This window comes from Amycolatopsis sp. NPDC039088, assembly GCF_055598845.1.
Genome location: NZ_JBVKAE010000016.1, coordinates 172,393 through 199,029 on the forward strand (window position 1 = coordinate 172,393; position 26,637 = coordinate 199,029).

Here is a 26,637-nt window from a genome sequence, read left to right on the forward strand (position 1 = left end):
GAGAACGTAAATGTCCTTCGTGTACTACGGGTGACCTGCGACTTTCGTACTTTTCGCAGGTGTGCGAGGCAATCTGGTACCACCGTGCCACAGTCGCTCACGGTCCGTAAGGGACGGGTCACCCGGACGGGGGATGCGAGCGCATTTTTTGTTTCCCTGGCATTCACATTGTCCTCCCGGATTGTGGGCAGGACAATTGCCTGGAGAGTGCTCTTCCGCTTAACGTGTCCGCACCGCTTGATTTCATTTGCGAGTAATCGCCGTCACATTTTCGAGATTCGATCGAACGACCGGGACAAAGGATTACGTATGCGCGATACTTCGAGGCGGCTGCGGGCCGTCGCGGTGCTGGCGGCGGTGACCTGCTTGCTGCCGGGCGTCGCCACCGCCCCGGCGCGGGCAGAGAACGGTGTCCCGGACGCCCGCGCCGACGACGGAACACACGTCGTGGCCCAGACCACTGTGGACGGTGATCCCCGGATGCTGGACCTCACCGTGCGCTCGGTCGGCGTCGGGAGTTACGCGATGGTCCGGCTGATCCTGCCGTCGGGCTGGGCCGCCGAACCGGACCGGAAGTGGCCGTCGGTGTACCTGCTCGCCGGGGAGACGCGGCTGCAGGACTACCGGGGCTGGACCGCCAACACCGACATCCGGAAGCTCGCCGACGACTCCGGCGCCCTGGTGGTGATGCCGGGTTCCGGTTCGGCGGGGTTCTATTCCGACTGGTGGAATTACGGCAAGGACGTCGTACTCAATCACTGGGAGACGTTCACCGCCGTCGAGATCCCGCAGCTCATCGACCGCGGCTATCGCGGCGACGGCCGGCGGGTGGCGGCCGGGCTTTCGCTCGGCGGTTACGGCGCGGTGGAACTCGCCGCCCGGCGGCCCGGCGTCTTCCGGTTCGCCGGTTCGTTCAGTGGCAACCTCAATCCCACCGGTCCGTACGGCGAGCTGCTGACCAGCGCGATCGTCGCCTCGGCCCGGCAGGACCCCGAGGCGCTCTGGGGTGACCGGCGGCGCGAAGCGTCCCGGTGGGACGCGCACGATCCACTGGTGAACGCCGACCGCCTGCGTGGCACGGAGTTGTACCTGTCGACGGGCAACGGCCTGCCGGGTCCGTTCGACGGGAAGCTTCCGGTCGACGTCTTGCCCGGTGCGATGCTGCTCGAATTCCTTTGCTCGGGTCAGACGACCGCGATGGCGGACCGGCTGAACCGGCTCGGCGTCCCGGTCATGACGGACTTCTACGGACCCGGCACGCACCACTGGGCATATTGGCAGGACCAGCTGCACAAGACCTGGCCGCGGATGCTGCGCGCGCTGTCCGCGCCGGTGAAGGCGGGGGAGGCATCGTGACGCGTCCGTCCTTTGTGGTCACCGGGGCCTCCAGCGGGATCGGCCGGGCTTGTGTGGCCGAACTCGTCCGCAAGGGCGCCCACGTCTGGGCCGGTGTGCGCACTGACGCGGACGAAACCGAACTCGCCCGCACGTACGGCGAGGCCGTGACCGTGCTGCGGATGGATCTCCGTGACGCGGCGTCGATCGTGGCGTGCGGGAAGCAGGTCGCGGCGGCGGGACCGTTGCGGGGACTGGTGAACAACGCCGGGATGGCCCGGCCCGGTCCGCTGGAACACGTGCCGCTCGACGATTTCCGGCAGCAGCTGGAGGTCAACGTCACCGGTCAGCTCGCCGTCACGCAGGCGATGCTGCCCGCGCTGCGCGCCGCGTCCGCCGCCCGCGTCGTGACGGTCGGATCGATGGGCGGCCGGATCGCCGGGCCGATGGTCGGGCCCTATCACACGTCGAAGTTCGCCCTGGTCGGTTTGACCGACAGTCTGCGTGCGGAACTGGCCCCGTCCGGGGTCGGCGTCGTCCTCGTCGAACCCGGCGCGGTCGCCACCGCGATCTGGTCACGCGCCCGCGCCGCGGCCGAAGAGGTGCGTGCCGCGTTGCCGGAGGCCGCGCGGGAAAGGTATGCGGCGCAACTGGAGGAGGCCGAACGCAGCGCGGAACGTTCCGCGCGCTCCGGGATTCCGCCCGAGCGGGCCGCGCGCGTCGTCGTCCACGCGCTGACCGCCCGCCGTCCCGCGCCGCGCTACCTGGTCGGCCGGGACGCGCGGATCGCGGCCGTGCTGGCGAACCTGCCGTTCCGGCTCCGCTACCGGCTGACGGCGGCGAAGCGGTGAGCCGGCTCGTCGTCATCGTCGCGCCGGGCTCGCGGGGCGATGTCCAGCCGTGTATCGCCTTGGGACGTGGCCTCGCCGTCGACGGTGACCGCGTCCGGGTACTGGCCGCGGAACGCTTCCGGACGTTGGCGACCGGTCACGGCCTGGGCTTCGCTCCGCTCTCGGCCGATCCCAGTGAGGTTCTCGGCTCGGCGGGCGGCCGCGAATGGACGGAAGGAGGGCGTAACCCGGCGACGTTCCTGCGCGGCTTGCGAGGTGCTCTGGCACCGGTACTGGAGCGCCTGCTGGAAGATGTCCACAAAGGAGCGGAGGGGGCGGATCTCGTGCTCGCCCCGACACTGGGCTTCCTCGGCGCGCACCTCGGCGCTTCGCTCGGCGTCCCCGACGTCGAACTGCACTACCAGCCCAGTGTGCCGACCCGGGCGTTCGCGCATCCGCTGCTGCCGTGGGCGGCCAGGCTCGGGCCGGGCGGGCGATGGCTGAGCTATCACGCCGTCGACACCGTCGCCTGGCAGTTGCTGCGGCCCGAGGTGGACCGCTGGCGTGGCCGGTCGCTCGGCCTGCCACCGGCCGGTCGGCGTGGGCCCCGGCGCAAGGAAACCCCGGTGCTGTGCGGTTTTTCCGACGCCGTGGTGCCCCGGCCGAAGGACTGGCCGGCCAACGTCCACGTCACTGGGTATTGGTTCCTCGAGACCTCCGCCGGATGGCGGCCGGAGCCGCGTCTGCGGGACTTCCTCGCCTCGGGACCGCCGCCGGTGTACGTCGGTTTCGGCAGCATGCGCCCGTCCGAGACCGAACGGGCGTTCACCGCCGTCCGCGCCGCGTTGCGCCGGGTGGGGTTGCGCGGTCTTCTCGGTGCCGACGTCGACTTCGGTGACGACGATCTGCTGACGGTCCAGGACGTGCCGCACACGTGGCTCTTCCCCCGCACCGCCGCCGTGGTGCATCACGGCGGCGCGGGCACGACCGCGGCGGCGTTGCGCGCGGGTGTCCCGGCACTGGTCTGCCCGGTCTTCTCCGACCAGCCCTACTGGGGTGATCGGGTGTCCCGTCTCGGCGCCGGACCCCGGCCGCTGCCCTTCCGGGACCTCACCGCGGACGCCATGACCGCGCGGTTGCTGGAACTGTCCGGCAATCTCCTCTTCCGCCGCGGCGCGCAGTACGTCGCCGCGCGGCTGCGTGAGGAGGACGGGGTGGCTCGGGCCCGCGAAGTGCTGCGGGACGTCGTCAGCCGAGTTCGGTGAGATAGGTGGCGAGGCGGCCGAAGCAGGACTGCCAGCCGTCGACGTGGTCGTCGCGTTCCGCCACGGTCTCGAAGATCTCCTGGTGGAACGTCATCTCGGTTTTGCCGTCCCGGTCGGCGAGGACGACGGTGACGAGGGTGTCGTGCCCCCGCGCGCCTTCCGGCTCCTCCCAGGCGAAGCTGAAGACGAGCCGTTCCGGCGGGACGATCTCGTGGTAGACGCCCGACGCCCACAGTTCGGTCTCGCCGTCGCTGATGCAGGTGCGCCACCGGCCGCCCTCGGTGAGGTTGATCGTGCACGATTTGGCGGTGAATCCGGCAGGACCCCACCAGCGGGCGAGATGGTCCGGATCGGTCCACACCCGGAAGGCGAGGTCGCGCGGAGCGTCGAGAAGGCGCGTGATCGTCAGGTCGGTCATCGTTCGATTCTCTTCCGCGGCCTGGTCTATTCAACCGATGAGTTGAGCAAGGTGTCGGTTGAACCTTAGTGCGTCGGAGGGCTCTGTCAAGTGGCCGAAGCGGGGCGAAGTCGCATAACTGCTGGTCGGCTCCACCGCTAGAGCGGGACAAAGCGAACCGGCCGTGATGGACCCGGCGAGAGCGGCTCACGCGAAGGGGGCACACCCGGTTCTTGACTGTCCATAAGGGACACTTTGCGGGACAAATGTGCCCGGTTTGGGCAAGTTGCGCGGTTTCGGGCGGGCGCAATCAGGTCTGCCCCACCTCGACTCGTCCTTGATCAAGACCTGCGCACCGGCAACCGAGCGGGGAGGATTCCGGACGTCCAACGGCCGGAATTCTCCCCATTCGACCTGGGCGAACATGTCCGACACGCGACCGCCCCACCGGCCTTAAGTTCCTGGCATTGACCTTGAGATTCACGGACCCGCGGCCTGACAAAACGCACCCACAGGGTCGACAGGGTTCGTAAGGTCGCAGGATGACCTTGCGCTCAGCACTCTGGCTGCCGATCTTCGACGAGTTGGCCGACCCGGTGATCATCGCTCGCCTCGCCGCCGAGGCCGAAGAAGCGGGCTGGCACGGCCTGTTCGTCTGGGACCACATCCGCTGGAACGAGCCGGTGCGCGCGATCGCCGATCCGTGGATCACCCTCGCAGCGGTCGCGTCCGCCACCGAAAACCTCGTCTTCGGCCCGATGGTCACCCCGCTCGCCCGCCGTCGCCCGGTCAAGCTCGCCCGCGAAACGGCCACCCTGGACCGGTTGAGCGGCGGGAGGCTGATCCTCGGCGCCGGGCTCGGCAGCGACCGGTTCGGCGGGGAATTCTCGAAGACCGGCGACGAACTGGACGATCGCAAACGCGGTGAGATGCTGGACGAGTCGCTCGCGATCCTCACCGCGGCCTGGTCCGGCGAACCGGTGCGGCACCACGGAAAGCACTACACGGTCGACGACATCACCTTCCTGCCCCGGCCGGTGCGGCCGGTTCCCGTGTGGCTGGCGGGCTTTCCCGGGAAGCAGAAGCCGATGCGGAGGGCCGCGCGCTACGACGGGTTCTTCCCGGTCAACCTGCCGCACGCGGACGAGTTCGCGGAGGCGGTCGAGACGATCACCGCGCTGCGCGACGACGACAAGGCGCGGTACGACTTCGCGATCGGCGTCCCGGCGGGTACGGATCTCGCGCCGTACGAGCGGGCGGGTGCGACCTGGTGGATGGCCGAATTCCCGTGGGACGACCTGTCCGTCGACGCGGTGCGGGGCGTATTGCGGGACGGTCCGGCCTGATCGTTTCCGGCTCAGCGATCCAACGACACCTTTAACAACCCTTTACTTTCAGCCTCCCTTGATCAATACTGGGCGGCGAGGGGAGTACTTCCCAAGCGTCTGCCCGGTCAGTACGGACACTCCGCCGGTGTCCCCGGGAGGCCGCCCGCGATGGGTGAAGGAGACCTCGAACGTGATGTTCGAGGAGGCTTTGATGCCCGGATCCGTGGGCTCCGTCTGGCTGTGGTCGATCAGTATCGTGGTCCTGCTGGGGCTGCTCGTCGCCGATTTCGTGTTCACCCGCCGTCCGCACGAGGTGTCGATGCGGGAGGCCGTCGGGTGGTCGGCGTTCTACCTCGCGCTCCCCGTCTTCTTCGGGCTCTGGCTGTGGCTCGACTTCGGCAGCGGCCCGGCGGTCGAGTTCATGACGGGCTTCGTGGTCGAGAAGTCCCTGTCGGTGGACAACCTGTTCGTGTTCATGTTGCTGCTCGCCGCCTTCGCGGTCCCGCCCGCCGTGCAGCAACGCGTGCTGCTCTACGGCATCGTCGGCGCACTGGTGCTCCGGGGCATCTTCATCGCCGCCGGTGCCGCGATGCTGGCAGCGGGCACCTGGGCGTTCCTCGTGTTCGGACTGGTCCTGTTCGCCTCGGCGGTCAAGATCCTGCGGGAGGCGATGTCCGGCGGCGACACCGAGCGGGACCTCTCCCAATTGCGGTCGGTTCGTCTGCTGCGCAAGCTGATGCCGGTCACGGACGAGTATCGCGGTGCCAGCCTGACCGTCCGCGTGGACGGTCGCCGGGCCCTCACGCCACTGGCCGTGGTGGCGGTCGCGGTCTTCGCCACCGACGTCGTCTTCGCCGTCGACTCGGTGCCCGCGGTCTACGGCATCACCGAGGACCCGTACCTCGTGTTCGCCACCAACGCCTTCGCCCTGCTCGGCCTGCGTGCTCTCTACTTCGTGCTGCGTTCGGCGCTGGCGAAGCTCGTACACCTCAACCACGGTCTCGCGATCATTCTCGCCTTCATCGGGGTGAAGCTGGTGCTGCACTGGGCGCACGGGATCTGGCCGGGAGTGCCGGAGGTCCCCACCCCGCTCTCGCTGGCCGTGATCGTCGTCGTGCTCGCCACCGTCACCTTCACCAGCCTGCACGCACGACGTCGCGAGGCGGCCACGGCCGAGCGGGAGTGACCGATGATCACCGAATTCGTCGTCGGCCTCCTGCTCGAATGCGCCGTCGTCGTGCTCCTCCTCGCCGCGTTGGCGCTGGTTTCCGCCGCCATGCGGCCACCGCGCGGACCCTCGAGCTAGCCGTCAGGGGAAGCGCAGGACGGTGATCCCGGCCAGCACGAAGAACACGAGCACCACCAGTGTTCCACTGTGCCCGCCGGACGAACTGGTCACGACCTGCTCGACGGCACCGGTCAGCCGCACACCGCAGTCTGCGACGACGATGTGCTTGCCCGCCTCGATCCGGGTGAACTCGACCGGCGCGGTGAACGCCCCGGTGTCGTCGGCGTAGGCACTGCCGACGCGGTCGCCGTCCGAGGTCAGCGTGACGGCCTTGCCGGGCACACAGCCCTTTCCGGTCGCCGACAGCCGATCACCGGGCTGCACGCTCGGCCGGTCGAGGATCAGGTCGTTCGGGCCGGGCGGGGTGCTGCTCGGCGAAGGGAGGTCCGTCGACGGCGGGGGAGTGTCCGTTGTGGACGATGGCGTCGTCGGTGGCGTCTCCGGGGGCGGGGTCGTCGTGGTGACCGGGGTGGCTGGCGTGGTGGTCGTTCCCGGCCTGGTCGGGGTGGTCACCGGGACGGTCGGCTTCGTGGTCGGAGGCACCTTCGTCGTCGGTGGCACCGTGGTCACCGTCCCGGTCACCCGGAACGTCGCGCTCCCGGTCAGCGGCCCGCCGGTCCGCGCGTTCGTGCAGTTGCCGGCGACCGTGTAGCTGCCGGGCGTCGCGTTGCCGGGCACCTTCGCCGGTGTTTGCCCGCTGGGGATTTGCGGCGACGCGTCGGCCGACGCGAGTGCGGTTCCCGACCACGTGAAAGAAACCGGTCCTTTGCACGGGTAGAAATTCCAGGAAATGGTAAAAGAACTCCTGGCGGCCCCACTCGAAGGTTTCAAACCAACCGTGGACTGGTAAGGAGATTGTTGCGCGTTACCCGTGCCCACCAGGGAAATCAAAAACAGCAATCCGGTCACGACCCCGAAAACCAGCCGAACCACGATACGCATTGGGACGTCCCTCTCCGGTAGGTACTCGCTGTAGCATTCCGGACCGTCGGATATCGCGAAACAGGGGATACGCAAAATGGGACGTGTCATCGCGGCAGGGGTTGCGTTGGGTCTGTGCGCGATCCTCCTTGGCGCACCACCCGCCGATGCGGACAGTGGCAGGCTCGAGCTCGCGGTCACCCTCGACGACCTGCCGATCACGAACGCCACGGTCACGGTCGATCCGGCCAAGCAGATCGAACTCACCGTCACCGCCACGAACAGCGGTGGGACCACGGTCAAGGTCCGGAGCGTGCGGGTGTCCGGCGTCGCGCTGGCGCTGACGTTCTTCGCCTACGACACCACGGCCCCGTTCGAGGTTCCCGCGCACAGCCGGGTCACCCGGACCTTCGTGCTGGACATGGCCGACCTCGACGGACAGGCGATCGGCCTGCTCCCGTCGACGGTCGAACTGCTCGACGCGCAGCGTGTCACCCTCGGCGAGGCGGCCACGGTCGCCGACGTCCGCGGTTCCTTCTGGTCCGTCTACGGCGCCTTCGGTCTCGCGATGCTCGTGCTCACCGTGCTCGCGTGGCTGACCGCCCTGCTCGCGCTCGCCCGCCATCGCCTGCCGTCCAACCGCTGGCGCCGCAGCCTGCGCTTCCTGCCCGCCGGATTCGGCACCGGCCTCGTCGCGGTCGTCTCGCTGTCGGTGCTGCGGCTGGTCGCGCCGGAACCGGCGATCGAGATCCCGGTGGTCCTCGGCGCCGCCGTCATCGCGTTCCTGCTCGGCTACCTGACCCCGCATCCGGCGCCGGGGCCCGCCGACGACGAGACGGTCCGCTTTCCCGACGGCACCAAGGAATTCAACCGATGAGCGCACCCGCCGAGGTCGTCGCCGCACTGCCGCAGTACGAGATCGGGGCCGCGATCGGACAGGGCGGGATGGGGGTCGTCTTCGCCGGTGTCCACCGGTCGCTGCACCGCGACGTCGCCATCAAACAGCTGCCATGGGACGTGCTGAACCACGCCGTCAGCAGTGAGCTCTTCGACCGCGAAGCGCGCGTGCTGGCCAGCCTCGACCATCCGCATATCGTGCCCGTCTACGACTACGTGCGCACCGGCCGCGAGCATCTGATGGTGATGGAACGCCTTGACGGCGGCACTGTGCACAGCCGCTTCCAAAGCGGGGAAGTCGGCGCGGAGCAGGCCTGCGCGATCGGCTTGGCGATGCTCGCCGGGCTGCACGCGGCGCACGAAGCCGGAGTGCTGCATCTGGACGTCAAGCCGAAGAACCTCCTCTTCACCACGCAAGGCGTGATGAAGGTGGCGGACTTCGGTATCGCGAAGGTGATCAGCGAAGGCGCCACGCTCGTCACGCATGGCGGCGAAGTCCTCGGTACTCCCGCCTACATCGCACCCGAACAGGCGATGGGCAACGCGCTGAGCCCCGCCGCCGACGTCTACTCGGCAGGCACGGTGCTCTACGAGCTGCTGTCGGGGAAGCTGCCGTTCGACAACACGCGGGGCGCGATCAGCATGATGCGCCAGCACATGTTCACCGACCCGCGCCCGATCGACGGCGTGCCGGCGCCGATCGCCGCGGTCGTCATGCGCGCACTCGCGCGCGAACTCGACTCCCGTTACCGCGACGCGGAGACGTTCGCGGCGGACCTCGCCTCGGCCGCCACCACCGTCTACGGGCCCGGCTGGCTGGAACGTTCCCGGGTGCCGGTCCGCCACCTCACGCCTCGGGTGATCTCCGCGCTCAGCACGCCGGTCGCGGCGCCGGTTCCGGCCGGGGACGGGCCGACCCGGCCGATTCGCCGCGCCACACCGGATCCGACACTGTCGGCGACCCGCGCGTCGTTCGAACCCGAGCCCCGGCCCACCGGGAAGCCGGGCGCGGTGCTCTGGTTCAGGCTCGCCGCCGGGGTCGCCGCGATCGCGCTCGTGGTGCTGACCCTGCTCAACCCGGAACGGCTGCCGCACGAGGCCAGGCTCATGGCGCTCGACGGCGTGCTCCTCACCTCGCCGGTGGAGGTGGACCTCAGCAAGACGTTCACGGTGACCGGCGCGGGCAACCCGCAGCAGCTGAGCCTCGACCTGACGGCCGCGGGGATCCCGCTGGGTTCCGCGACGGCGACGCCGAAACCCGATGGCGACAGCTTCCGGGCCGATCTCCGGTTCCCGGGGCTCACCCGGTGGATCGTCGGCGGGGCCGTCACCGCCACGGTGACGACCGACGGCGTACCCCAGACGTTCACCCTGCTCACCCGGCAGCATCCGCTCGCGAGCGCGCTCGGGGCCGGCAGCCTGATCCTCGCCCTGTTCGCCTTGGCGTATCTGGAATCCGGGCTGCGGACGCTCCGCACCGGCCACCGCTGGCGGGGCGCGCTCGTCACCGGTCCGGTGCTCGGCCTGCTGTTCGGCGCCACGGCGTGGCTGTGTGCGACGGTGCTGCGCGCGCACGAGCCCGCGCCACTGTTCGGGGCGGGCTGCGCGCTTTCGGGCGCGGTGGCGGCCGGTTTCGTCGTCGCGGCCGCCCGGGCGCGACGCCTCCGGACCCGCTGACCAGGGGGGCGGCCCGGTTTCGCGGGCCGCCCCCGGTGTCCGGGGATCAGGACTTGCGGTGCTTGCCGTCGTCGTCCGTGACCTCGAACTGTTCCTTGCGGACCTTGCCGGAGACCGTCTGGTCCTCGGTGACGGTCTCGGTGCGGAGCCTAGCCCGCTCGACCGGGACGGTTTCCTTGCTCACCACCGGTTTCTCGGCATGCAGCACGACATCCTGCTCGTCCTCGCCGATCTCGATCCGTTCGCCACCCGGGTTCGTGATCGGTTCCCGCTCGATCCGCACCTCTTCGTGGCTGACCGGCACGGTGATCTGCTGCTCTTCGGTGACGACGTACTTGCGCAGCCGCACGTGGCCGGTCTCGACCTGCTCGGTGCCGACGTTCAACCGCTCTTCGGAGCGCGTCATGGCGTGCTCGGCGTCGCGGTCCTTCTTGCCGGTGCCGGCGTCCATTCCGGGCTTGCCGCGACCGGTGCCGCCCATGGCGCCCTGACCCGGCTTGGCGCCCGCGTCCATTCCGCCGCGGCCTCGGCCCTGCGCCCGGTCGTCCATCCGGCCGTCCGGGGACGTCCGCGGCATCGGCAACCCGTAATGCTTGTACAGTCGCGCGCTCTCCTCCATGGACAGATGGCCGTCGGCCTCGATGCGGGGCGCCTCCGAGACGGCATCCTTGTCGACGCGGACGTGCACGCCGTCCTTGTCCGCGTGCGCGCCCGAGAGCGGGACGAAACTCTCCTTGGTGCCGAACAGACCCGTCTTGACGGTGATCCATTCCGGCTGGTGCGTCGCATCGGCGAGGTAGACGTTCCCGACCTTTCCGAGCTTGGTGCCCGTCGGGTCGACCACGGCACTGTCGATGAGTTCCTGCGGCTGCATGGTCTTCGCCATCGATCTTGCTCCTCCCGAACGATGTTGCTGAGATGCCCACCGTCGGCCGGGAAAGTGATCATGGCAACCGTCGTGGTGCCCCTGTGGGTGACCCCGGAAAGTGGTGGTTTGAAGACGTGCGTACGGGCTAGGCCCAGCGTGTCGTAGCAGGTGGAAGCGGGTGCCCTCGCGGTGATCGGCGGGTGAAGGGTTGGCGCGAAGGTGTGATCTCCGGCCAAGTGCCTTCCGAAAATCGGATGCGCGGCCTCCGGGGCTTGTCCTACTCTCGCGACCGTGATGCAGCAACTGCTGTTCCTCTGAGGAACGACGCCTCCACCGGTACCGCGAGCCGCGGTACCGGAATTCGTTCTTCCTGCTCATCACTTTCACCGGAGGCAGTTCCTTCATGTCATCCCCTCTTTCGCCCGCGCCGCTGCGCGCGGCACACGTCCGCCTGTCCGGCGTCCATCTCTCGTTCGGCGGACGACCCGTGCTCTCCGGGGTCGACCTCGTCGCCGCCGCCGGTGACCGGGTCGCCATCGTCGGGGAGAACGGGCGCGGCAAGACCACCCTTCTCCGGGTACTCGCCGGTGAGCTGGCCGCGGACCGCGGCGAAGTGCACCGCGCGGGCTCGGCCGGTGTCGCCGACCAGCAGATCCCGCTCGGCGCCACCGACACCGTCGGCGATCTGATCGACCTCGAACTGGCCACCGTCCGCGTGGCACTGGCTCGGCTGGAAGCCGCCACCGAGGCGCTCACCGATGGCCGTCCCGGCGCGGACGACGCTTTCGCCGAGGCGCTCGCGGACGCCGAGGCCCTCGACGCGTGGGACGCCGACCGGCGGGTCGAGGTGTCCTTGGCCGCCTTGAACGCCGTCGACGACCGCGATCGTCCACTCGGGACGCTGTCGGTCGGGCAGCGCCACCGGGTGCGGCTGGCCTGCCTGCTCGGGGCCGGACACGCCGTGCTGCTGCTCGACGAACCGACCAACCACCTCGACGCCGCCGGGCTCGATCACCTCACCGAGCGACTGCGCGCCTACCCCGGCGTGGTCGTCCTGGTGAGTCACGATCGGGCACTGCTCACGGATGTGGCCACCACGGTGCTCGACCTCGACCCGTCGAGCGACGGCAGGCCTCGGGTCTACGGCGGTGGCTACGCCGCCTACGTCGAGGCTCGTCGAGCCGAACGTGCTCGCTGGGAGGCCTCGCACGCCGAACAGCTCGCCGAACGGCAGCGGCTCGCCGACGACCTGTCCGCCGCGCGAAACCGGCTGCGCGACAACTGGCGGCCGCCCAAGGGCACCGGCAGGCACGTCCGTGCCACTCGCGCGCCGGGGCTGGTCCGCGCGGTCCACCGGCGGCAGGAGGAGCTGGCCGGACATGTGGTGGCCGTCCCGCCGCCGCCCACCCGGTTCGCCATGCCAGACCTGCCGGAACGTCGCGGCTCGACCCTGCTCCGGGCCGACGGTGTGACGGTGACCGGGCGGCTCGCGCGTCCGGTCGGGCTGGCGCTGGACAGTGGCGACCGGCTCGTGGTCACCGGATCCAACGGCACCGGAAAATCGACGCTCCTGGCCGTGCTGGCCGGGGATCTGGAGCCGAGTACGGGCACGGTGACCCGCTCCCGGTCGGCGCGGATCGGTCGGCTGGGGCAGGAATCCGCACTGCCGGGCAGGCATACGGCGATGGAGCTGTACGACGAACAGCTCGCCAGGGCGGGAGAGCCTGGCCCGGGGTTGGGTGAACTGGGCCTGCTCAGCGGGTACGACCGGCACCGGCCGGTGGCCGAACTGTCGGTCGGTGCCCGGCGGCGGCTGGACCTGGCACTCGTGCTGGCCGGTCGTCCGCACGTGGTGCTGCTGGACGAGCCGACCAATCACCTTTCCGTCACGCTCGTCGACGAGCTGACCGTCGCGCTCGGGAGCACCCCGGCCGCGGTGGTGATCGCCACGCACGACCGGCAGTTGTCACGGGACACGGCATCCTGGCCGCGGCTCGCGCTCTGAGCCGTCAACCGCGGTGGGCGATGGTGTAGCGCACGGTCTGCGCCAGCACCACGCTCCCGTCGGGTTCACGCAGCGGCTCCAGCTCCGCGAGCACGGCGCGGCGGACGGCGTCCAGGCGGTCTTCGGGCACCAGTTCCCAGAACATCCGCTGGCCGTGCGACCAGGACCAGGCGATCCACCGCCCGGGGTCGGCGAACTTCACCGGATAGACGCGTTCCACCGACGTCACACCGGTGAAGCCCGCCGACCCCACAGCCTGGTCGAACCCCTCGATGGTGGCGAACAGCCCGGCTCGGACGGCCAATGTCCAGGCCAGCTCCGGCGACACGAACGGTTTGAACACCTCCCGTACGCCCGCCCACCGGGGATCGTCACCGCCGAACGTGGTCACCCCCAGCCGACCGCCCGGTTCGAGCAGACGATGCCATGACCGCAGACCGGCGACCGGATCCGGCAGGAAGAACACCACGAACGACGCGAGGACCACATCGAAGCCGGCGTCGGGCAACGTCGGTTCTTGGGCGTCCATAAGGGAAACCGAGGCGTTGGCCACCCGGCGGTCCTCGATGTCCTTCGCGGTGCGCTCGATCATCGCGGAGGACAGGTCGATGCCCAGTACCGAACCGTCCGCGCCGACCCGCTCGGCCGCCGGGAACAGCACCGCGCCGCGTCCGCAGCCGACGTCCAGCACCCGCTGACCGGGGGCGAGCCCGACCCGGTCGAGCAGTTCCTCGGCGAACGCGCCGAAGAAGTCGACGCCGAGGGCGTCGTAGGTCTTCGCCGTCCGGTCGAACAGCAGCGCCATCGCCTGCTGGGTGTAAGCGCTCATCCGCAGGACGATGACCCGGCGAAAACGGCTGTGTCAAACGACGATCCGGGATTTGTCACGTGGCTTCCAACGGCGTGCTCGTGAGTGGTGACGATGGTTCTAATGAGCACGTGAGTTCCGGCTTCAAGCACGCGAGATCCGGTTCTGAGCACGCGAGTGCGGTGCCACATTAGCCAGGCCACCGTCCCGCCGGGTTCGTCCATGAAGGACTCTGGACACTCAACGTCCCAATTCCTTCATGGACGCGGACACCAAGCCGCGGCTCCCTCAGAAGAACGCGCGCGACACCTGGGAAAGGACGATCAACCCGCAGATGATCAGGTTCTTGATCTTGTGGTCGACCAGGATGGCCACGAATTCGCGGATGGTGGCGCTCGGCCAGAAGTACCACGCCGTCGGCGAACCGATGACCTGGCCGTTCACCTCGGTCCGGCGGGCGATGAGGGCGGCGCGGAGTACGTGGAAGTTGTTCGTGACGACCGTGCACCGGTAGTCCGGCTTCCGCTGCCTCATGATTTCGGCGCTGAAGGTGAGGTTCTCGAACGTCGTCGTCGACCGGTCCTCCAGCAGGATCCGTTCCCGCGGCAACCCGGCCTCGACCAGGTAATCGGCCATGGCGTGGGATTCCGGCAGATCCTCGTCGGGTCCCTGCCCGCCCGAGGTGACCACCATCGGCTCCCCGCCGCGGTGGGCCTCGGTGTCCACGACGCGTTTGGCTCGCTTGAGACGGCCCGCCAGCAGCGGCGGCACCCGGTGCCCGTCCAGCAGACCCGAGCCGAGGACGACGACGAAGTCCACGTCCTTCTCGGTGCCGATGCGGCCGTAGACGATCGAGTACAGAAGGAAGCAGACGAAGAGGAACGAAACGTAGACGACGATTCCGTTGAGGCTGCCGCGGAGGATGTCGAGAGGTTCCCAGGCCAGTTGCGTGACCGTCGCGTTGAACGCGATCAGCGCGCAGATCCCGATCCCGGTCAGCAGCGACAGGACGTTGGCGGGTCTGCGCCCCTCGCGGCGGAGCATGGTGATGCCGTTGCAGATCAGGAAGACCGTCAGCGCGAGGACCGTGGGCACGATCAGCAGGATCAGGCCGACCGCGATCATTCCCGCTGCCGCCGGCGAAACCGAGGCGAGCAGCGCGATGAGCGTCACGCCGATGAACAGCAGCGCGAAGAAGAGATAAAAGCCGTTGCGCAGCCGGCGCCGATCGCGAAGAAAGCTCACCAGGAACGCCACGCAGCACACGGCCGCGATGGCGAAGGGGATTACGGCGGCCCTCACGAGAAACTCCAGCCTTCGGACGATGTCGGCACGCGGTGCGGCGGCATTGAATCACACCGCGGCCACGCCCCCTTTCGGAGTCACCGCGCTCGCTGCACCGGCCGCTCGTCCCATACCGGCTCGGCGGTCTCCCGTACCTTGCCGTCGGTTCCGAACACGAGGTAACGGTCGAACGACCGCGCGAACCACCGGTCGTGCGTCACCGCCACCGTCGTCCCTTCGTAGGACTCCAGCGCCTGCTGCAGCGCTTCCGCCGACGCGAGGTCGAGGTTGTCGGTCGGCTCGTCCAGCAGCAGGATGGTGGCACCGCCGATCTCCAGCAACAGGATCTGGAACCGCGCCTGCTGGCCGCCGGACAGCTTCTCGAACCGCTGGTCACCCTGCCCGTCGAGTTCGTAACGGCGCAGGATGCTCATCGCGGGCCCCCGGGTCCGCGCATGGTCGGTCCAGAGGATGTCGACGAGAGTGCGGCCGAGCAGTTCGGGATGGGCGTGCGTCTGCGCGAAGTGGCCGGGGACGACCCTGGCACCGAGCTTCCACCGCCCGTCGTGCGCGACGTCCTCGCCTGCCAGCAACCGCAGGAAGTGCGATTTGCCGGAGCCGTTCGAGCCGAGCACGGCGACCCGTTCGCCGTAGAAGATCTCCAGGTCGAAGGGGTCCATCAACCCGCGGAGTTCGAGGCCTTCGCAGGTGACGGCGCGGAGGCCGGTCCGGCCGCCGCGCAGGCGCATGGTGATCTTCTGCTCGCGAGGGGGAGTGGCGGGCGGACCGGCCTCCTCGAACTTGCGCAGCCGGGTCTGCGCGGCGTGGTAGCGCGACGCCATCTCATCGCTGCGCGCGGCGTACTGGCGCATGTCGGCGACGAGTTTCTTGAGCTGGGCGTGCTTTTCGTCCCAGCGGCGGCGTAACTCCTCGAAGCGTTCGAAACGCTCCGCGCGTGCTTGGTGATAGGTGTCGAAGCCGCCGCCGTGCACCCAGACGTCTCCGCCGTCGGGACCGGGCTCGACGCTGATGATCTTCTTCGCCGCCCGCGCCAGAAGTTCCCGGTCGTGGGAAACGAACAGCACGGTCTTCGAGGTCTCGCGCAGCCGCTCCTCCAGCCACAGTTTGCCGGGGACGTCGAGGTAGTTGTCCGGCTCGTCGAGCAGGAGAACACCGGATCCGCCGAGGAGCAGCGCCTCCAGGACCAGCCGCTTCTGCTCGCCGCCGGAGAGGGTGCGGACCTCCCGCCAGCGTGCCTTCTCGTACGGCAGGTTGAGCGCCGCCGTCGTGCACTTGTCCCAGACGACTTCGGCCTCGTAGCCGCGGGCGTCGCCCCAGTCGGCGAGAGCCTGGGCGTAGGCCATCTGGGCCGCTTCGTCGTCGCGTTCCATCAACGCGAGTTCGGCCTCGTCGACCGCGCGGGCCGCGGTGCGCAACGCCTCCGGTGACACCGAGACGAGCAGGTCCCGCACGGTCCGTTCGTCGCGCACCGAGCCGACGAACTGGGGCATCACCCCGAGGCCGCCGCTGATGGTCACCGAGCCGCCGTCGGGTTTGAGTTCGCCCGAGATCAGCCTCAGCAAGGTCGTCTTTCCCGCGCCGTTGGCGCCGACGAGCGCGCAGACGCTGCCCTCGCCGACCCGGAACGACACGTCGCCGAGTAGCAGCCGCCCGTCGGGCAGGTGGTACTCGACGTGCGCGACTTCCACATGCCCCATGGTGCTATCCCGACTGTCGGTGCGCGAACTTCGACAGACTGCCTTCGCCGGAGGACGCCCCGCAACGCAATATCGGTTTGTTCGGTAATGTCTACGACGTGGAACGAACCCTCTTCGGTATGCGGCTCAAGCTGATGCTTGCGCTGTTCCTGCCGGAGTTGTTCGTCGTCCTCCCGGTTGTCAGCGGATCCAACCCGTTGAGCCTGGCCACCGCGCTGACGGCGTCGGTCGCGGTCGCAAACCCGCTGGGGCTGGCCGCCACGATGACCGCGTCGCTCGCCGTCATCCTGTTCGCGCTCGCCGCGCATTTCCGCCTGGAACCGGCGGCCGCGGCGATGAAGGTGCGCGCCATCAGCCTGCGCGAACGCGCTCAGCTGTTCCTGAGCCTGCGCGACCCCGACGCGCGCGGCCGCGTCCGGCCACGGGCTCCGTCACGGGGCATCGTGGCTGCCTGACTTCTCCTTGTTCGAAGGTGAGGCAGTCACTCCTGCCCATACACCTTCAAACGACGGAGTGACCTGGTCATGTTCGATGTCTTTCTGTACCCCGTTTCCGCCATTCTCTGGTTCTGGCACAAGGTTTTCGGCACGGTTCTGAGTCCGGGCTTCGGCGCGGCCTGGGTGCTGTCCATCGCGTTCCTCGTCTTCACCCTGCGTCTCCTGCTGGTCAAACCCGCCCTCAGCGCACTGCGCGCGGGCCGCCGCACGCAGGCGCTCGCCCCGCAGATGCGGAAGATCCAGGAGAAGTACGGCAAGGATCGCCAGCGGATGGCGAAGGAGATCCAGAAACTCCACGCCGACAACGGTTCGAGCCCACTGGGCGGTTGCCTCCCGGCGCTGGTCCAGCTGCCGGTGTTCCTGTCGCTGTACTGGGTACTGCGCGACTTCACCCCCGGCGCCCAGTCGAATCACGTTTTCGATCGCGCCGAGGTCGAATCCTTCTTGAACGCCGGGGTGTTCGGCGCGAAACTCGGCAACTGGCTTTCCCAGCCGGCGGCGGAGCTGGCCGCGTTCGGCACGGACCACGCCCATATGTTCGCCGTGGGGATTCCGTTGATGCTGGTCGCCGGCCTGGCCACGTTCTTCTCGATGCGCTTGAGCATGAACAGGCAGACCGCGGCCGCTCCGCAGGCCGCGGGGATCGCCAAGCTGATGATGTACCTGGCGCCGCTCGGGATGCTGGTCTCGGGATCGTTCTTCCCCGTCCCGATCGGGGTCCTGCTGTACTTCCTGGCCACCAACGTGTGGACGCTGGGACAGCAGCATTTCCTCACCAAGATGCTCGACAGGGAAGAGGCGGCGCGGGTGGTCGTGAAGTCCAAGGTGACCGCCCCGCGCCCCGGACAGAAGCCCCGGCGGGGCTGAGGTCACCAGATGCGGACTTCGTATACCCGTACGGTCCCGGAGAAGCCGACGCCCTGCCAGTATCCGAGGGTCGGCGATTCGTAGTGGCCGTTGCGTTCGTAGTTGACCGTCACCTTGTTGTTGCCCGAGAAGACGTTGTAGACGCCACCGATGTTCGTCCCCGTGACGCCGGCGTTCGCGAAGCACCGGTTGGTACCCATTCCGTTGCCGAACGAGATGTCCAGCTTCACGAAATCGTCCCGGTTGCCGCAGGCGACCTCGCCGATGGCGACACTGCCTGTTCCGCGTTTCGACGTTGCCCGAAAGGCAGGAGGTGCCCGGGACGGCCAAGGCGGCGCGGTGGCGGGAAAGTCGGCCTAAGAACTGTTCGGTACCGGCGTGTCGGGCAAAGCGCGATGGGGAATCATCTCGCTCTGCCCGGGAACTGTTCCCGGGCGGGTGGGTGTTCCCGGCGCCGCGAGGCGCCGGGAACGCGTTCAGCGAAGCCGCAGGTGGCGGCCGGTGAGTGAGTCGGGGTCCTCGGCCAGCGCCGACGGCGTGCCCTCGAACACGACCGTCCCGCCGTCGAACCCCGCGCCGGGCCCGATGTCGATGACGTGGTCGGCGTGCGCGATCACCCGTTGGTTGTGTTCGATCAGGACGAGGGTCGCGCCGTCGTCCACGAGGTCGTCGCAGAGGGCGAGCAGACGGTCGACGTCGCTGCCGTGCAGCCCGGCGGTGGGCTCGTCGAGCACCAGGCGCAGGTCGTCCGCGGGGCCCGCGTCGGCGAGGTGGCGGGCAAGGAGGAGCCGTTGCCGTTCCCCTCCGGACAAGGTGTCGAGGCTCTGTCCGATCGTGAGGTAGCCGAGTCCGACCCGGTCCAGCCAGCGCAGCCGTCGCGCGATGGGGGACCGCTCGCCGAACAGGGCGGCGGCGTCCGCCGGGTTCATCGCCAGGACGTCGGCGATGGTGTGCTCGTTCAGGCGTGCGGCGAGCGCGTCCGGGTTGAACCGGGTGCCGCCGCACGCGTCACAGCCGGTTTGGACGTCGTCGAGGAAGGCCAGGTCGGTGATGATGACGCCCTTCCCCTTGCAGACGGGGCAGGCCCCACGGCCGTTCGGGCTGAACAACGACGGATGTCGCCCGGTCGCCTTGCCGAAGGTTTCGCGGATGGGTTCGGCGACGCCGAGCACCGTGGCGGGGGTGGACCGGATGCCGCCGCGCAGCGGAGCCTGCTCGACGACGACGAAATCGGGATGCTGCCGGGGGAGTTCGCCCGCGATCAGCGTGCTCTTGCCGGAACCGGCGACCCCCGAGACGACGGTCAGGACGCCGAGCGGCACGTCGACGGTGACGTCACGCAGGTTGTGGCTGGTGGCGCCGGAGATCGTCACGGTTCCTTCGGCCGCGCGGACGCGTTTCCGGAAGTGGAGCGGGGCTCGGAGGACCCGGCCCGTTTCGGTGCCGGTCGCGGCGAGTTCGCCGGGAGTGCCTTCGAACTGGACGTGACCGCCGCCGGTGCCACCACCCGGCCCGAGGTCGATGACGTGGTCGGCGGCCGTGATGACGGCGGGGTGATGCTCGACCACGAGGATCGTGTTGTGCGCGTCGCGCAGCTTGGCCAGCAGTTCGAGGAGCCGGTGCACGTCATGGGGGTGAAGGCCGGTGCTGGGCTCGTCGAACACGTAACAGACGTCGCTGAGCGCGCTGCCGAGATGGCGGACGATCTTGACCCGCTGAGCCTCGCCGCCGGACAGCGTCCGCGATTCCCGGGACAGGCTGAGGTAGCCGAGGCCGACGGAATCCAGCGCGTCGAGGCGTTCCCGGATGGCTTGCAGCAGCGGCGCCACTGCCGCATCGTGTACGGCCGCGACGGCCTCACGCAGTTCGCTGACCGGCAGCGCCGACCAGTCCGCGATGGATCGTCCGTCGATCAGGCTCTTCCTCGCCGCCTCGGCGAGGCGGGTCCCCGCGCAGTCCGGGCAGGTGCCGCGGGTGACGACTCCGGCGAGCCCTTCCTGTTCTTCGGTGGTGAGGCGTGACGGCGTCTTGCGCAGGTACGAGTCCCGCAGTCGAGGGACGATGCCGTCGAAGACGCCGTGCTTGGGATATTCGGGCCCGGGGTTGTCGAGGGAAAGTCCTTCGGCGTGCAGCAGGGTTTCGACCTTCGCCGACGGCAAGCGTCCTAACGGGACATCCGGGTCGACGAGCCCGGAGTGGACGAGCCGCTTCCACCGGTAGGTCCCCGGAGCGAACGTCGGGAAGCGCACGGCTCCTTCGCGCAGGCTTCGCGACCGGTCGAGCAGCCGGTCGAGGTCGATGTCGTCGACCACGCCGAGTCCTTCGCAGCGTGGGCACATCCCGCTCGGATCGTTGAACGAATAGGCGGGTGTGAACCCGGCGCTCGGCTGCCCGAGCCGGGAGAACAGCAGGCGCAGCAGCGGGGCGATGTCGCTCGCCGTGCCCACCGTCGACCGCGCGTTCCCGGTGAAGCGCCGTTGGTCGACGATCGTGGTGAAGATCAGCCCGTCGATCCGGTCGACGTCGGGCGGTGGATGCTGTGGGAGCCGATTCCGGACGAAAGCGGGATAAGTCCCGGTGACCAGGCGCTCGGCTTCGGCCGCGATCGTGTCGAACGCCAGCGACGACTTCCCTGAACCCGAAACGCCGGTGAACACGGTCAGCCGGTGTTTCGGCACCCGGACCGACACCTCGCGGAGGTTGTGCGTCCTGGCACCCTCCACCGTGATCCACCGGCCGCGTTCGGTGCGAATTCCTGGATCTTCCGACATGACGCCAGGCTACGATGAGATGTGGCCGATTTACGGCCACAATTACCGTCAGATGGGAGGCGACGTGACGGCACCACGAGAACGGATGCTGCGGCTGCTGTCGCTCCTGCAGTCCGGCCGGCAGTGGCCCGCCGCCGAACTCGCGTCGGCCATGGAAGTCCCGCCCCGCACCCTTCGCCGGGACATCGATCACCTGCGTGGCCTGGGCTATCCGGTGGAGAGCACCCGTGGGCCGGGAGGCAATTACCGGCTCGTCGCGGGCGCCGCGTTGCCACCGCTCATGCTGGAACACGACGAGGCGATCGCCACCGTGCTCGGGCTGCGGCTCGCCGCGGCCGGCGGGACCGGCATCGACCTCACCGCCGAATCGGCGGACCGCGCCGCCGCGAAACTCCGGCGTGTCCTCCCGGCCGCCTTGCGACGGCGGACCGACGAGATGCTCGCTTCCGTCGAGTTCGGCGGCGATGAACAGCCGCGGGTCACTCCCGACGTCCTGAACGTCCTCGCGGCGGCGATCGCGGCCCACCGGTGTCTCGAGTTCGAATACATCGCGAAGGACGGACCGTCGTCCCGGACGGTCGAGCCGATGCGTCTCGTCCAGCTCGGCAGGCGGTGGTACCTCTACGCCTGGGACCTCGACAGGCGGGACTGGCGGAACTTCCGCCTCGACCGGCTCACCGCGCCGAAGAAGACCGAGGTGGCGTTCGAACCCCGCGCTCTCCCGGCCGACGACGTCGCCGGTCATCTCCAAGAACGTTTCCACAGCCCGAAATCGCTCCGGATCACCTTGACCCTGCAGGTCAACGCGAGTGAGGCGGCGGCCCGGCTCCACCGGATCGACGGGAGTTTCGAGGCGCTCGGCGACCGGAGCTGCCGGTATGTCGCGTACGTCGATTCCTTCGAGTGGCTGGCCGTCGTCCTGACCCTCACCGACATCGAGTTCACGGTGGAGGAGCCGTCGGAGTTCGGGGAATACCTCGCGAGAACCGGTCACCGCCTGCTTCGGGGAAGCGGGCGCTGAGCCCTCAGGCGTCGTCGGTGTGGGGCCATTGCTGCCCGCGAGTCCAGGAGTCCAGCACCATGAGGGTCTTCGTGCCCGTGACCTGGTGATGCCGCCTGATCTCGTCGATCGTTTGCTGAAGATGGCCCATGTCGCGGACCCGCAGCCAGACGAGCGCGTCGGGATCGCCCGCGATGGTGAACACGGCCTGTGCCTCCGGCATCCGGGTGGTCGTGCGGACGATCTCGCCGACCTTGGTGGTCCCGGTGAACCGCAGTTCGGTGAACGCCTCGATGCCCCAGCCGAGTTTGGCGTGGTCGATCTGGACGGTGTAACCGACGATGACGCTGTTCTCCTGCATGCGGTCGATCCGGCGTTTGACCGCCGCGGTGGACAGCGTGACCCGCGCCCCGATGTCGCCGAGGGTGCGCCGGGCGTCCTCCCGCAGCAGTTCGAGGATTTCGCGATCGGTCTCGTCGATGAGCTGGTCCGCCATGGACCGGATGGTACGCAGACGCAACGGATCTCGCCCAGGGTTGGATATAGCCCGGATATTTTGCGTGTGAAGAGGCAATAGGCTGCGCCTTGTTGCGGCAGGTCTCCGACGTCCGGTGTCCTGTCCTGAAATCGCCCGGGGGCGCCGAAGGAGGCAGGTCTGGTGGAGCAGTTCACGTTGGAGGACCGGTATCTGGTCGAAGACGGCACCGTCTACCTCAGCGGGGTGCAGGCGCTGGTCCGGATGCTGTTCGACCGGGTGCGGCACGACCGCGCCACCGGCGCGTCCCCCGCGGTGTTCGTCTCCGGCTACGAGGGTTCGCCGCTGGCGGGCTACGACCTCGAACTCGGCCGCCGGTCCGTCCTGCTCGAGAAGCACAACGTCGTGCACCGTCCCGGCCTGAACGAGGAACTCGCCGCGACGGCGGTGATGGGCAGCCAGCTCACCGCGTCGGTCGGTTCCCCGGCAGGCGGCGTCACCGGGTTCTGGTACGGCAAGGCACCCGGTCTGGACCGGGCGACGGACGCCCTGCGGCACGCCAACCTCGCGGGCACCGACCCGGCGGGCGGCGCGGTGGCACTGGTCGGCGACGATCCGAACGCCAAGTCCTCCTCGGTGCCCTGCGCCTCCGAACTCGCGCTGGCCGACCTGTCCATGCCCGTGTTCTTCCCCGCCGATTCCCAGGACGTGCTGGACTTCGGCCTGCACGCGGTCGAGATGTCCAGGGCGAGCGGCCTCTGGTCGTCGATGAAACTCGTGGCGAACGTCGCCGACGCCGCGGGCACCGCGCAAGTCCGGCCACAGTGGACACCGCCGGAGCCGGCTCTGCCTGCCTACCGCCACAAGCCCAGCTCCCGGCTGCTCGGCACCACGCTGATGGCGCTCGAACGCAGCCTCTACACCGAACGCCTGCCGCTGGCCGTCGAATACGTGCGGGTGAGCGGAATCAACCGGATCGTCGCTCGAGGACCGGCGGACCGCGTCGGCATCGTCACCGCCGGAAAGTCCTATTTGGACCTGATGCAGGCCTTGCGGCTGCTCGGCCTGGACGCCGAAGCGTTGTCCCGGCACGGGATCCGGATCCTCAAACTCGGCGTCATCCATCCGCTCGAACCGTCGATCATCCGCGAGTTCGCCGACGGTCTCGCCGAGATCGTCGTGGTGGAGGAGAAGCGCTCCTTCGTCGAAGCGGCGATCAAGGAGGTGCTCTACGGCACCGCCGGAGCGCCCGCCGTCCACGGCAAAACCGGTCCGGACGGCCGCACCCTGTGCACCGAACTCGGCGAACTCGACCCGGACGCCATCGCCAGGGCGCTGGCCGGACGGCTGAGCGAGCACCACGAGATCCCGTCGGTGACCGCGTGGCGCCAACGGCGGCGCCGTGAGCGCATCTCGGTGCCGCTGCTGACCCGCACGCCGTACTTCTGCTCCGGCTGCCCGCACAACTCCTCGACCAAGGTGCCGGAGGGAACCGTGGTGGGTGGCGGCATCGGCTGTCACGCCATGGCGTTGTTCATGGAACCGGAACAGGTCGGGGACGTCGTCGGCCTGACCCAGATGGGCGGCGAAGGCGCGCAATGGCTCGGGATGGAGCCGTTCGTCGAGGCCTCGCACTTCGTGCAGAACATCGGCGACGGCACGTTCACCCATTCCGGCAGCCTCGCGGTGCGGGCCGCGGTCGCGGCCGGGGTGAACATCACCTACAAGATCCTCTACAACGCGACCGTGGCGATGACCGGCGGACAGGACGCCGTCGGCGGGCTCCCGGTGGAGCGGCTGGCGGCACTGCTGCTGGTCGAAGGCGTCGCCAAGGTGGTCATCACCAGCGACGAGCCGAAGCGGTTCCGCGGTGTCCGCCTCCCCGACGGTGTCGAGGTCCGGCATCGCGACGCATTGCTGAGCACACAAGAGGAATTGGCCGGTGTGCCCGGTGTGACGGTACTCATCCACGACCAGGAATGCGCCGCGGAGAAACGCCGCAAACGACGTCGCGGCAAACTGGACACCCCGGCCGCCAAGGTCGTGATCAACGAGCGGGTGTGCGAGGGGTGCGGCGACTGCGGCGAGAAGTCGAACTGCCTGTCGGTGCAGCCGGTCACCACCGAGTTCGGCCGCAAGACCGCGATCCACCAGTCTTCGTGCAATGTGGACTATTCGTGCCTGGCGGGGGACTGCCCCTCGTTCATGACCGTGGTGCCCACCGGGCGGAAACAGCGGCGGCAGGCAGGCGAGATCACCGCGGCCGAGCTGCCGGAGCCCGCCACCACGGGCACCGACTTCTCGGTGCGGATCACCGGCGTCGGCGGGACCGGCGTGGTCACCGTCGCGCAGATCCTCGCCACCGCCGCCGTGCTCGAAGGCAGGCAGGTCCGGACCCTGGACCAGACCGGGCTCGCGCAGAAGGGCGGCGCCGTCGTCTCGGATCTGAAGATCACCGCCGAGCCGACGCCGCAGGCCCCGAAGCTCGCGGCCGGCGAATGCGACCTCTACCTGGCCTGCGACGTCCTCGTCGGCGCCGACCCGGCGCATCTCGCGGTGGCCGATCCCGGCCGCACCACCGCCGTGGTCTCCACGACCGAGGTGCCGACCGGCCGGATGGTCGTCGACACCACCGTATCCTTCCCCGACGCCGCCGCCGTACGCGGCGCGATCTCGGAGAACGCGGCGCGTACCGTGGCGCTCGACGCCAGGGCGCTGGCGGAGACCCTGTTCGACGACGACCAGTTCGCCAACATCCTCCAGCTCGGCGCGGCGCATCAGACCGGCGCCATCCCGCTGGCCGCGGCCAGCCTGGAACGCGCGATCGAACTCAACGGGGTCGCCGTCGCGGGCAACCTCCAGGCGTTCCGGCGAGGGCGGCAGCTCGTCGCCGATCCCGGCGCCCTGCACGAGGCCGTCACGCCTCCCGCCGTCGCCACGACGCCGGCTCCGTCGGAGGCGGCTCTCCGCGCTCGCGCGCTCGTGCACGCCGAGCCGGGCTCGGAACTCGCGCGCCTGCTGGACATCCGCGTCCCGGAACTCGTTCGGTACCAAGACGTTCGCTACGCGCGGGAGTACGCCCAGTTCGTCGAGCGCGTCCGGGTCCTGGAAGGGAACTCGACCGCGGTCACCGAAGCGGTGGCGCGCAATCTGCACAAACTGATGGCGTACAAGGACGAGTACGAGGTCGCGCGGCTTTCCCTTGATCCGGCCGTGCTCGCGGGGATCGAGGCGGAGTTCGGCGTCGGCAGCCGCTACGCCTACCGCCTGCACCCGCCGGTGCTCCGCGCGCTGGGGATGAAGCGGAAGATCGCGCTCGGGCCGGGGTTCCGCCCGTTGTTCGTCGCGCTGCGCGCCGCCAGGAAGTTGCGCGGCACGCGCTGGGACCCGTTCGGCAAGGCCAAGGTCCGGAAGGTCGAGCGGGAGCTCGTCGGCCAGTACCGGGAGACGATCCTCGCCGCGTTCAGTGCCGGGGACCTCGATCGGGACAAGCTGCTCGCCCTGGCAGAGCTGCCCGATCTGATCCGCGGCTACGAGGACGTCAAACTGGCGAACGTCGAGACCTACCGCCAGGAACAGGCGGCGCTTCTTTCCCGGCCGGAGTCACCTCTGGGCCGAACGGCACAGGAAAGTGGGGTCGTTGTACCCCAAACGCGCTAGCCGGGGAGGACGACTAACCGGGTACAGAAGCAAAATCCCTGCTCACAGAGGTCGTCCCAGATGAAGCTCAACCGCAAGATCGCCGTTGTCACCGGAATCGCCGCGACCGCCGCGCTCCTGCTCGGCGGGGTCGCCCAGGCCTACACCCTGGACACGGCCACCGGCACCGGTTTCGTCGGCAAGGGCGAGCTCCAGACCCCCTTCGGCTGGAACAACGCCAAACTGCAGGCCAACGCGAGCGGTGTGAGCTTCAGCTACGACGTGACCGACAGCTACTCGGCCGTCTGCACCTGGGTCACCGGCGAAGGCACCAAGGGCGAGAAGATCCACAACGTCGACCACGCCACCTCGACCTCCCTCGCCAGCGCCGTCGCCTACGACACGCGGGTGAAGTCCCAGGTCACCGGGTTCACCCTCAAGGGCTTCGGCGCCACCACCACGACCGGCGTCGTTCCTGTCGTCGGCGGGTCCTGCCCCGGCAACCCGGGTACGGGCGGAACGTGGACCAGCGTGACGCAGACCGGCTCCACCGGCGGTCTTTACGCGCACCACGACGTCCAGACCACGCTGCTGGTGCCCACCGTCCCGGCGGTTCCGGCGGTCTAGCCCTCACACGGCGAACTGTCCGTGAAGGCCTCCTTCCCTACCTTGAAAGCAGGGCCCCGGCAAAGTCGCATAAGTGCTGGTCGGCACTTGTTCTTGGTGGGCCGGATGTGGCATCGCTGATGCCTGCGGGGTCCGAGTGT

Annotated in this window: 22 protein-coding genes; 13 read left to right on the forward strand and 9 right to left on the reverse strand. The window is 69.1% G+C overall.

The features are described 5' to 3' along the window. The first annotated feature begins 309 nt into the window (after positions 1–309). Genes ACZ7KI_RS21835 through ACZ7KI_RS21845 form a run of 3 tightly spaced genes read left to right on the forward strand, consistent with a single transcriptional unit; the run spans position 310 to position 3,430 of the window. Entirely contained in the window at positions 310–1,356 is a 1,047-nt protein-coding gene (locus ACZ7KI_RS21835) for an alpha/beta hydrolase (protein WP_470274936.1), read from the forward strand. Beyond that, complete coding sequence (locus tag ACZ7KI_RS21840) at positions 1,353–2,186, forward strand: SDR family NAD(P)-dependent oxidoreductase (RefSeq protein ID WP_470274937.1); 834 nt, start codon at positions 1,353–1,355, stop codon at positions 2,184–2,186. The genes ACZ7KI_RS21835 and ACZ7KI_RS21840 overlap by 4 nt, the downstream gene beginning before the upstream one ends. Beyond that, complete coding sequence (locus ACZ7KI_RS21845; RefSeq protein WP_470274938.1) at positions 2,183–3,430, forward strand: glycosyltransferase; 1,248 nt, start codon at positions 2,183–2,185, stop codon at positions 3,428–3,430. The genes ACZ7KI_RS21840 and ACZ7KI_RS21845 overlap by 4 nt, the downstream gene beginning before the upstream one ends. Here the strand turns inward: ACZ7KI_RS21845 and ACZ7KI_RS21850 are convergent. Next, positions 3,414–3,848, reverse strand: coding sequence for an SRPBCC family protein (locus ACZ7KI_RS21850; RefSeq protein ID WP_470274939.1), 435 nt, complete (start codon positions 3,846–3,848; stop codon positions 3,414–3,416). The two genes, ACZ7KI_RS21845 and ACZ7KI_RS21850, sit on opposite strands and share 17 nt — an antisense overlap. Before the next feature lie 521 nt (positions 3,849–4,369). Between ACZ7KI_RS21850 and ACZ7KI_RS21855 the strand changes: the two genes are divergently transcribed. Beyond that, positions 4,370–5,173 (forward strand): LLM class flavin-dependent oxidoreductase, encoded by an 804-nt coding sequence (locus ACZ7KI_RS21855; protein WP_470274940.1) that lies wholly within the window; start codon positions 4,370–4,372, stop codon positions 5,171–5,173. 193 nt (positions 5,174–5,366) lie between these two features. Further along, positions 5,367–6,341: a TerC/Alx family metal homeostasis membrane protein gene (locus ACZ7KI_RS21860; protein ID WP_470274941.1), complete on the forward strand. Its 975-nt coding sequence runs from the start codon at positions 5,367–5,369 to the stop codon at positions 6,339–6,341. A gap of 123 nt (positions 6,342–6,464) precedes the next feature. On the opposite strand, the gene ACZ7KI_RS21865 is transcribed toward ACZ7KI_RS21860, so the two are convergent. Continuing rightward, the gene (locus ACZ7KI_RS21865; RefSeq protein WP_470274942.1) at positions 6,465–7,121 is read right to left on the reverse strand and encodes a hypothetical protein; all 657 of its coding nucleotides are present in this window, start codon (positions 7,119–7,121) and stop codon (positions 6,465–6,467) included. Between the two features lie 340 nt (positions 7,122–7,461). On the opposite strand from ACZ7KI_RS21865, the gene ACZ7KI_RS21870 reads away from it, so the two are divergent. Beyond that, positions 7,462–8,241 carry a hypothetical protein gene (locus ACZ7KI_RS21870; protein WP_470274943.1) on the forward strand — a complete coding sequence of 260 codons (780 nt, stop codon included), beginning with the start codon at positions 7,462–7,464 and terminating at the stop codon, positions 8,239–8,241. Then, complete coding sequence (locus ACZ7KI_RS21875; protein ID WP_470274944.1) at positions 8,238–9,938, forward strand: serine/threonine-protein kinase; 1,701 nt, start codon at positions 8,238–8,240, stop codon at positions 9,936–9,938. The genes ACZ7KI_RS21870 and ACZ7KI_RS21875 overlap by 4 nt, the downstream gene beginning before the upstream one ends. A gap of 46 nt (positions 9,939–9,984) precedes the next feature. Here ACZ7KI_RS21875 and ACZ7KI_RS21880 read toward each other — a convergent pair whose 3' ends face one another. After that, a complete protein-coding gene (locus ACZ7KI_RS21880) occupies positions 9,985–10,824 on the reverse strand; it encodes a DUF2382 domain-containing protein (RefSeq protein ID WP_470274945.1) in 840 nt (279 codons plus the stop codon). Positions 10,825–11,209: 385 nt separating this feature from the next. Between ACZ7KI_RS21880 and ACZ7KI_RS21885 the strand changes: the two genes are divergently transcribed. Continuing rightward, positions 11,210–12,811, forward strand: coding sequence for an ABC-F family ATP-binding cassette domain-containing protein (locus ACZ7KI_RS21885; RefSeq protein ID WP_470274946.1), 1,602 nt, complete (start codon positions 11,210–11,212; stop codon positions 12,809–12,811). Between the two features lie 4 nt (positions 12,812–12,815). Here ACZ7KI_RS21885 and ACZ7KI_RS21890 read toward each other — a convergent pair whose 3' ends face one another. The 3 genes from ACZ7KI_RS21890 to ACZ7KI_RS21900 all read right to left on the reverse strand — a co-directional run bounded on the left by ACZ7KI_RS21890 (position 12,816) and on the right by ACZ7KI_RS21900 (position 16,621). After that, positions 12,816–13,640 carry a class I SAM-dependent methyltransferase gene (locus ACZ7KI_RS21890; protein ID WP_470274947.1) on the reverse strand — a complete coding sequence of 275 codons (825 nt, stop codon included), beginning with the start codon at positions 13,638–13,640 and terminating at the stop codon, positions 12,816–12,818. Positions 13,641–13,907: 267 nt separating this feature from the next. Then, entirely contained in the window at positions 13,908–14,921 is a 1,014-nt protein-coding gene (locus ACZ7KI_RS21895; protein ID WP_470274948.1) for a YdcF family protein, read from the reverse strand. A gap of 80 nt (positions 14,922–15,001) precedes the next feature. Beyond that, on the reverse strand, positions 15,002–16,621 hold the full coding sequence (locus ACZ7KI_RS21900; RefSeq protein WP_470274949.1) for an ABC-F family ATP-binding cassette domain-containing protein: 1,620 nt from the start codon (positions 16,619–16,621) through the stop codon (positions 15,002–15,004). Between the two features lie 98 nt (positions 16,622–16,719). Between ACZ7KI_RS21900 and ACZ7KI_RS21905 the strand changes: the two genes are divergently transcribed. Both ACZ7KI_RS21905 and yidC read left to right on the forward strand, forming a co-directional pair. Beyond that, positions 16,720–17,076 carry a DUF6412 domain-containing protein gene (locus tag ACZ7KI_RS21905; RefSeq protein ID WP_465503376.1) on the forward strand — a complete coding sequence of 119 codons (357 nt, stop codon included), beginning with the start codon at positions 16,720–16,722 and terminating at the stop codon, positions 17,074–17,076. A 69-nt stretch (positions 17,077–17,145) separates the two neighbouring features. Continuing rightward, positions 17,146–17,985 carry a membrane protein insertase YidC gene (gene yidC / locus ACZ7KI_RS21910; RefSeq protein WP_470274950.1) on the forward strand — a complete coding sequence of 280 codons (840 nt, stop codon included), beginning with the start codon at positions 17,146–17,148 and terminating at the stop codon, positions 17,983–17,985. Positions 17,986–17,987: 2 nt separating this feature from the next. Here the strand turns inward: yidC and ACZ7KI_RS21915 are convergent, their stop codons facing one another. Together ACZ7KI_RS21915 and ACZ7KI_RS21920 are read right to left on the reverse strand one after the other, a co-directional pair. Further along, positions 17,988–18,215, reverse strand: coding sequence for a beta/gamma crystallin domain-containing protein (locus ACZ7KI_RS21915; protein WP_470274951.1), 228 nt, complete (start codon positions 18,213–18,215; stop codon positions 17,988–17,990). Between the two features lie 246 nt (positions 18,216–18,461). After that, a complete protein-coding gene (locus ACZ7KI_RS21920; protein WP_470274952.1) occupies positions 18,462–20,756 on the reverse strand; it encodes an excinuclease ABC subunit UvrA in 2,295 nt (764 codons plus the stop codon). A 64-nt stretch (positions 20,757–20,820) separates the two neighbouring features. Between ACZ7KI_RS21920 and ACZ7KI_RS21925 the strand changes: the two genes are divergently transcribed. Continuing rightward, a complete protein-coding gene (locus ACZ7KI_RS21925; RefSeq protein ID WP_470274953.1) occupies positions 20,821–21,777 on the forward strand; it encodes a helix-turn-helix transcriptional regulator in 957 nt (318 codons plus the stop codon). Positions 21,778–21,781: 4 nt separating this feature from the next. On the opposite strand, the gene ACZ7KI_RS21930 is transcribed toward ACZ7KI_RS21925, so the two are convergent. Continuing rightward, positions 21,782–22,252 carry an Lrp/AsnC family transcriptional regulator gene (locus ACZ7KI_RS21930; protein ID WP_470274954.1) on the reverse strand — a complete coding sequence of 157 codons (471 nt, stop codon included), beginning with the start codon at positions 22,250–22,252 and terminating at the stop codon, positions 21,782–21,784. A gap of 162 nt (positions 22,253–22,414) precedes the next feature. Between ACZ7KI_RS21930 and ACZ7KI_RS21935 the strand changes: the two genes are divergently transcribed. Both ACZ7KI_RS21935 and ACZ7KI_RS21940 read left to right on the forward strand, forming a co-directional pair. Further along, entirely contained in the window at positions 22,415–25,891 is a 3,477-nt protein-coding gene (locus ACZ7KI_RS21935) for an indolepyruvate ferredoxin oxidoreductase family protein (protein ID WP_470274955.1), read from the forward strand. Between the two features lie 60 nt (positions 25,892–25,951). Further along, positions 25,952–26,497: a hypothetical protein gene (locus ACZ7KI_RS21940; RefSeq protein ID WP_470274956.1), complete on the forward strand. Its 546-nt coding sequence runs from the start codon at positions 25,952–25,954 to the stop codon at positions 26,495–26,497. Positions 26,498–26,637 lie beyond the last annotated feature (140 nt).

Bases quoted from the DNA above. Each gene is read 5' to 3' on its own strand.
- ACZ7KI_RS21890 (WP_470274947.1), bottom strand. From the start codon at position 13,640: ATGAGCGCTTACACCCAGCAGGCGATGGCGCTGCTGTTCGACCGGACG.
- ACZ7KI_RS21875 (WP_470274944.1), top strand. From the start codon at position 8,238: ATGAGCGCACCCGCCGAGGTCGTCGCCGCACTGCCGCAGTACGAGATC.
- ACZ7KI_RS21835 (WP_470274936.1), top strand. From the start codon at position 310: ATGCGCGATACTTCGAGGCGGCTGCGGGCCGTCGCGGTGCTGGCGGCG.
- ACZ7KI_RS21920 (WP_470274952.1), bottom strand. From the start codon at position 20,756: ATGTCGGAAGATCCAGGAATTCGCACCGAACGCGGCCGGTGGATCACG.
- ACZ7KI_RS21940 (WP_470274956.1), top strand. From the start codon at position 25,952: ATGAAGCTCAACCGCAAGATCGCCGTTGTCACCGGAATCGCCGCGACC.
- ACZ7KI_RS21860 (WP_470274941.1), top strand. From the start codon at position 5,367: ATGCCCGGATCCGTGGGCTCCGTCTGGCTGTGGTCGATCAGTATCGTG.
- ACZ7KI_RS21855 (WP_470274940.1), top strand. From the start codon at position 4,370: ATGACCTTGCGCTCAGCACTCTGGCTGCCGATCTTCGACGAGTTGGCC.
- ACZ7KI_RS21880 (WP_470274945.1), bottom strand. From the start codon at position 10,824: ATGGCGAAGACCATGCAGCCGCAGGAACTCATCGACAGTGCCGTGGTC.
- ACZ7KI_RS21870 (WP_470274943.1), top strand. From the start codon at position 7,462: ATGGGACGTGTCATCGCGGCAGGGGTTGCGTTGGGTCTGTGCGCGATC.
- ACZ7KI_RS21900 (WP_470274949.1), bottom strand. From the start codon at position 16,621: ATGGGGCATGTGGAAGTCGCGCACGTCGAGTACCACCTGCCCGACGGG.
- ACZ7KI_RS21850 (WP_470274939.1), bottom strand. From the start codon at position 3,848: ATGACCGACCTGACGATCACGCGCCTTCTCGACGCTCCGCGCGACCTC.
- ACZ7KI_RS21930 (WP_470274954.1), bottom strand. From the start codon at position 22,252: ATGGCGGACCAGCTCATCGACGAGACCGATCGCGAAATCCTCGAACTG.
- yidC (WP_470274950.1), top strand. From the start codon at position 17,146: ATGTTCGATGTCTTTCTGTACCCCGTTTCCGCCATTCTCTGGTTCTGG.
- ACZ7KI_RS21885 (WP_470274946.1), top strand. From the start codon at position 11,210: ATGTCATCCCCTCTTTCGCCCGCGCCGCTGCGCGCGGCACACGTCCGC.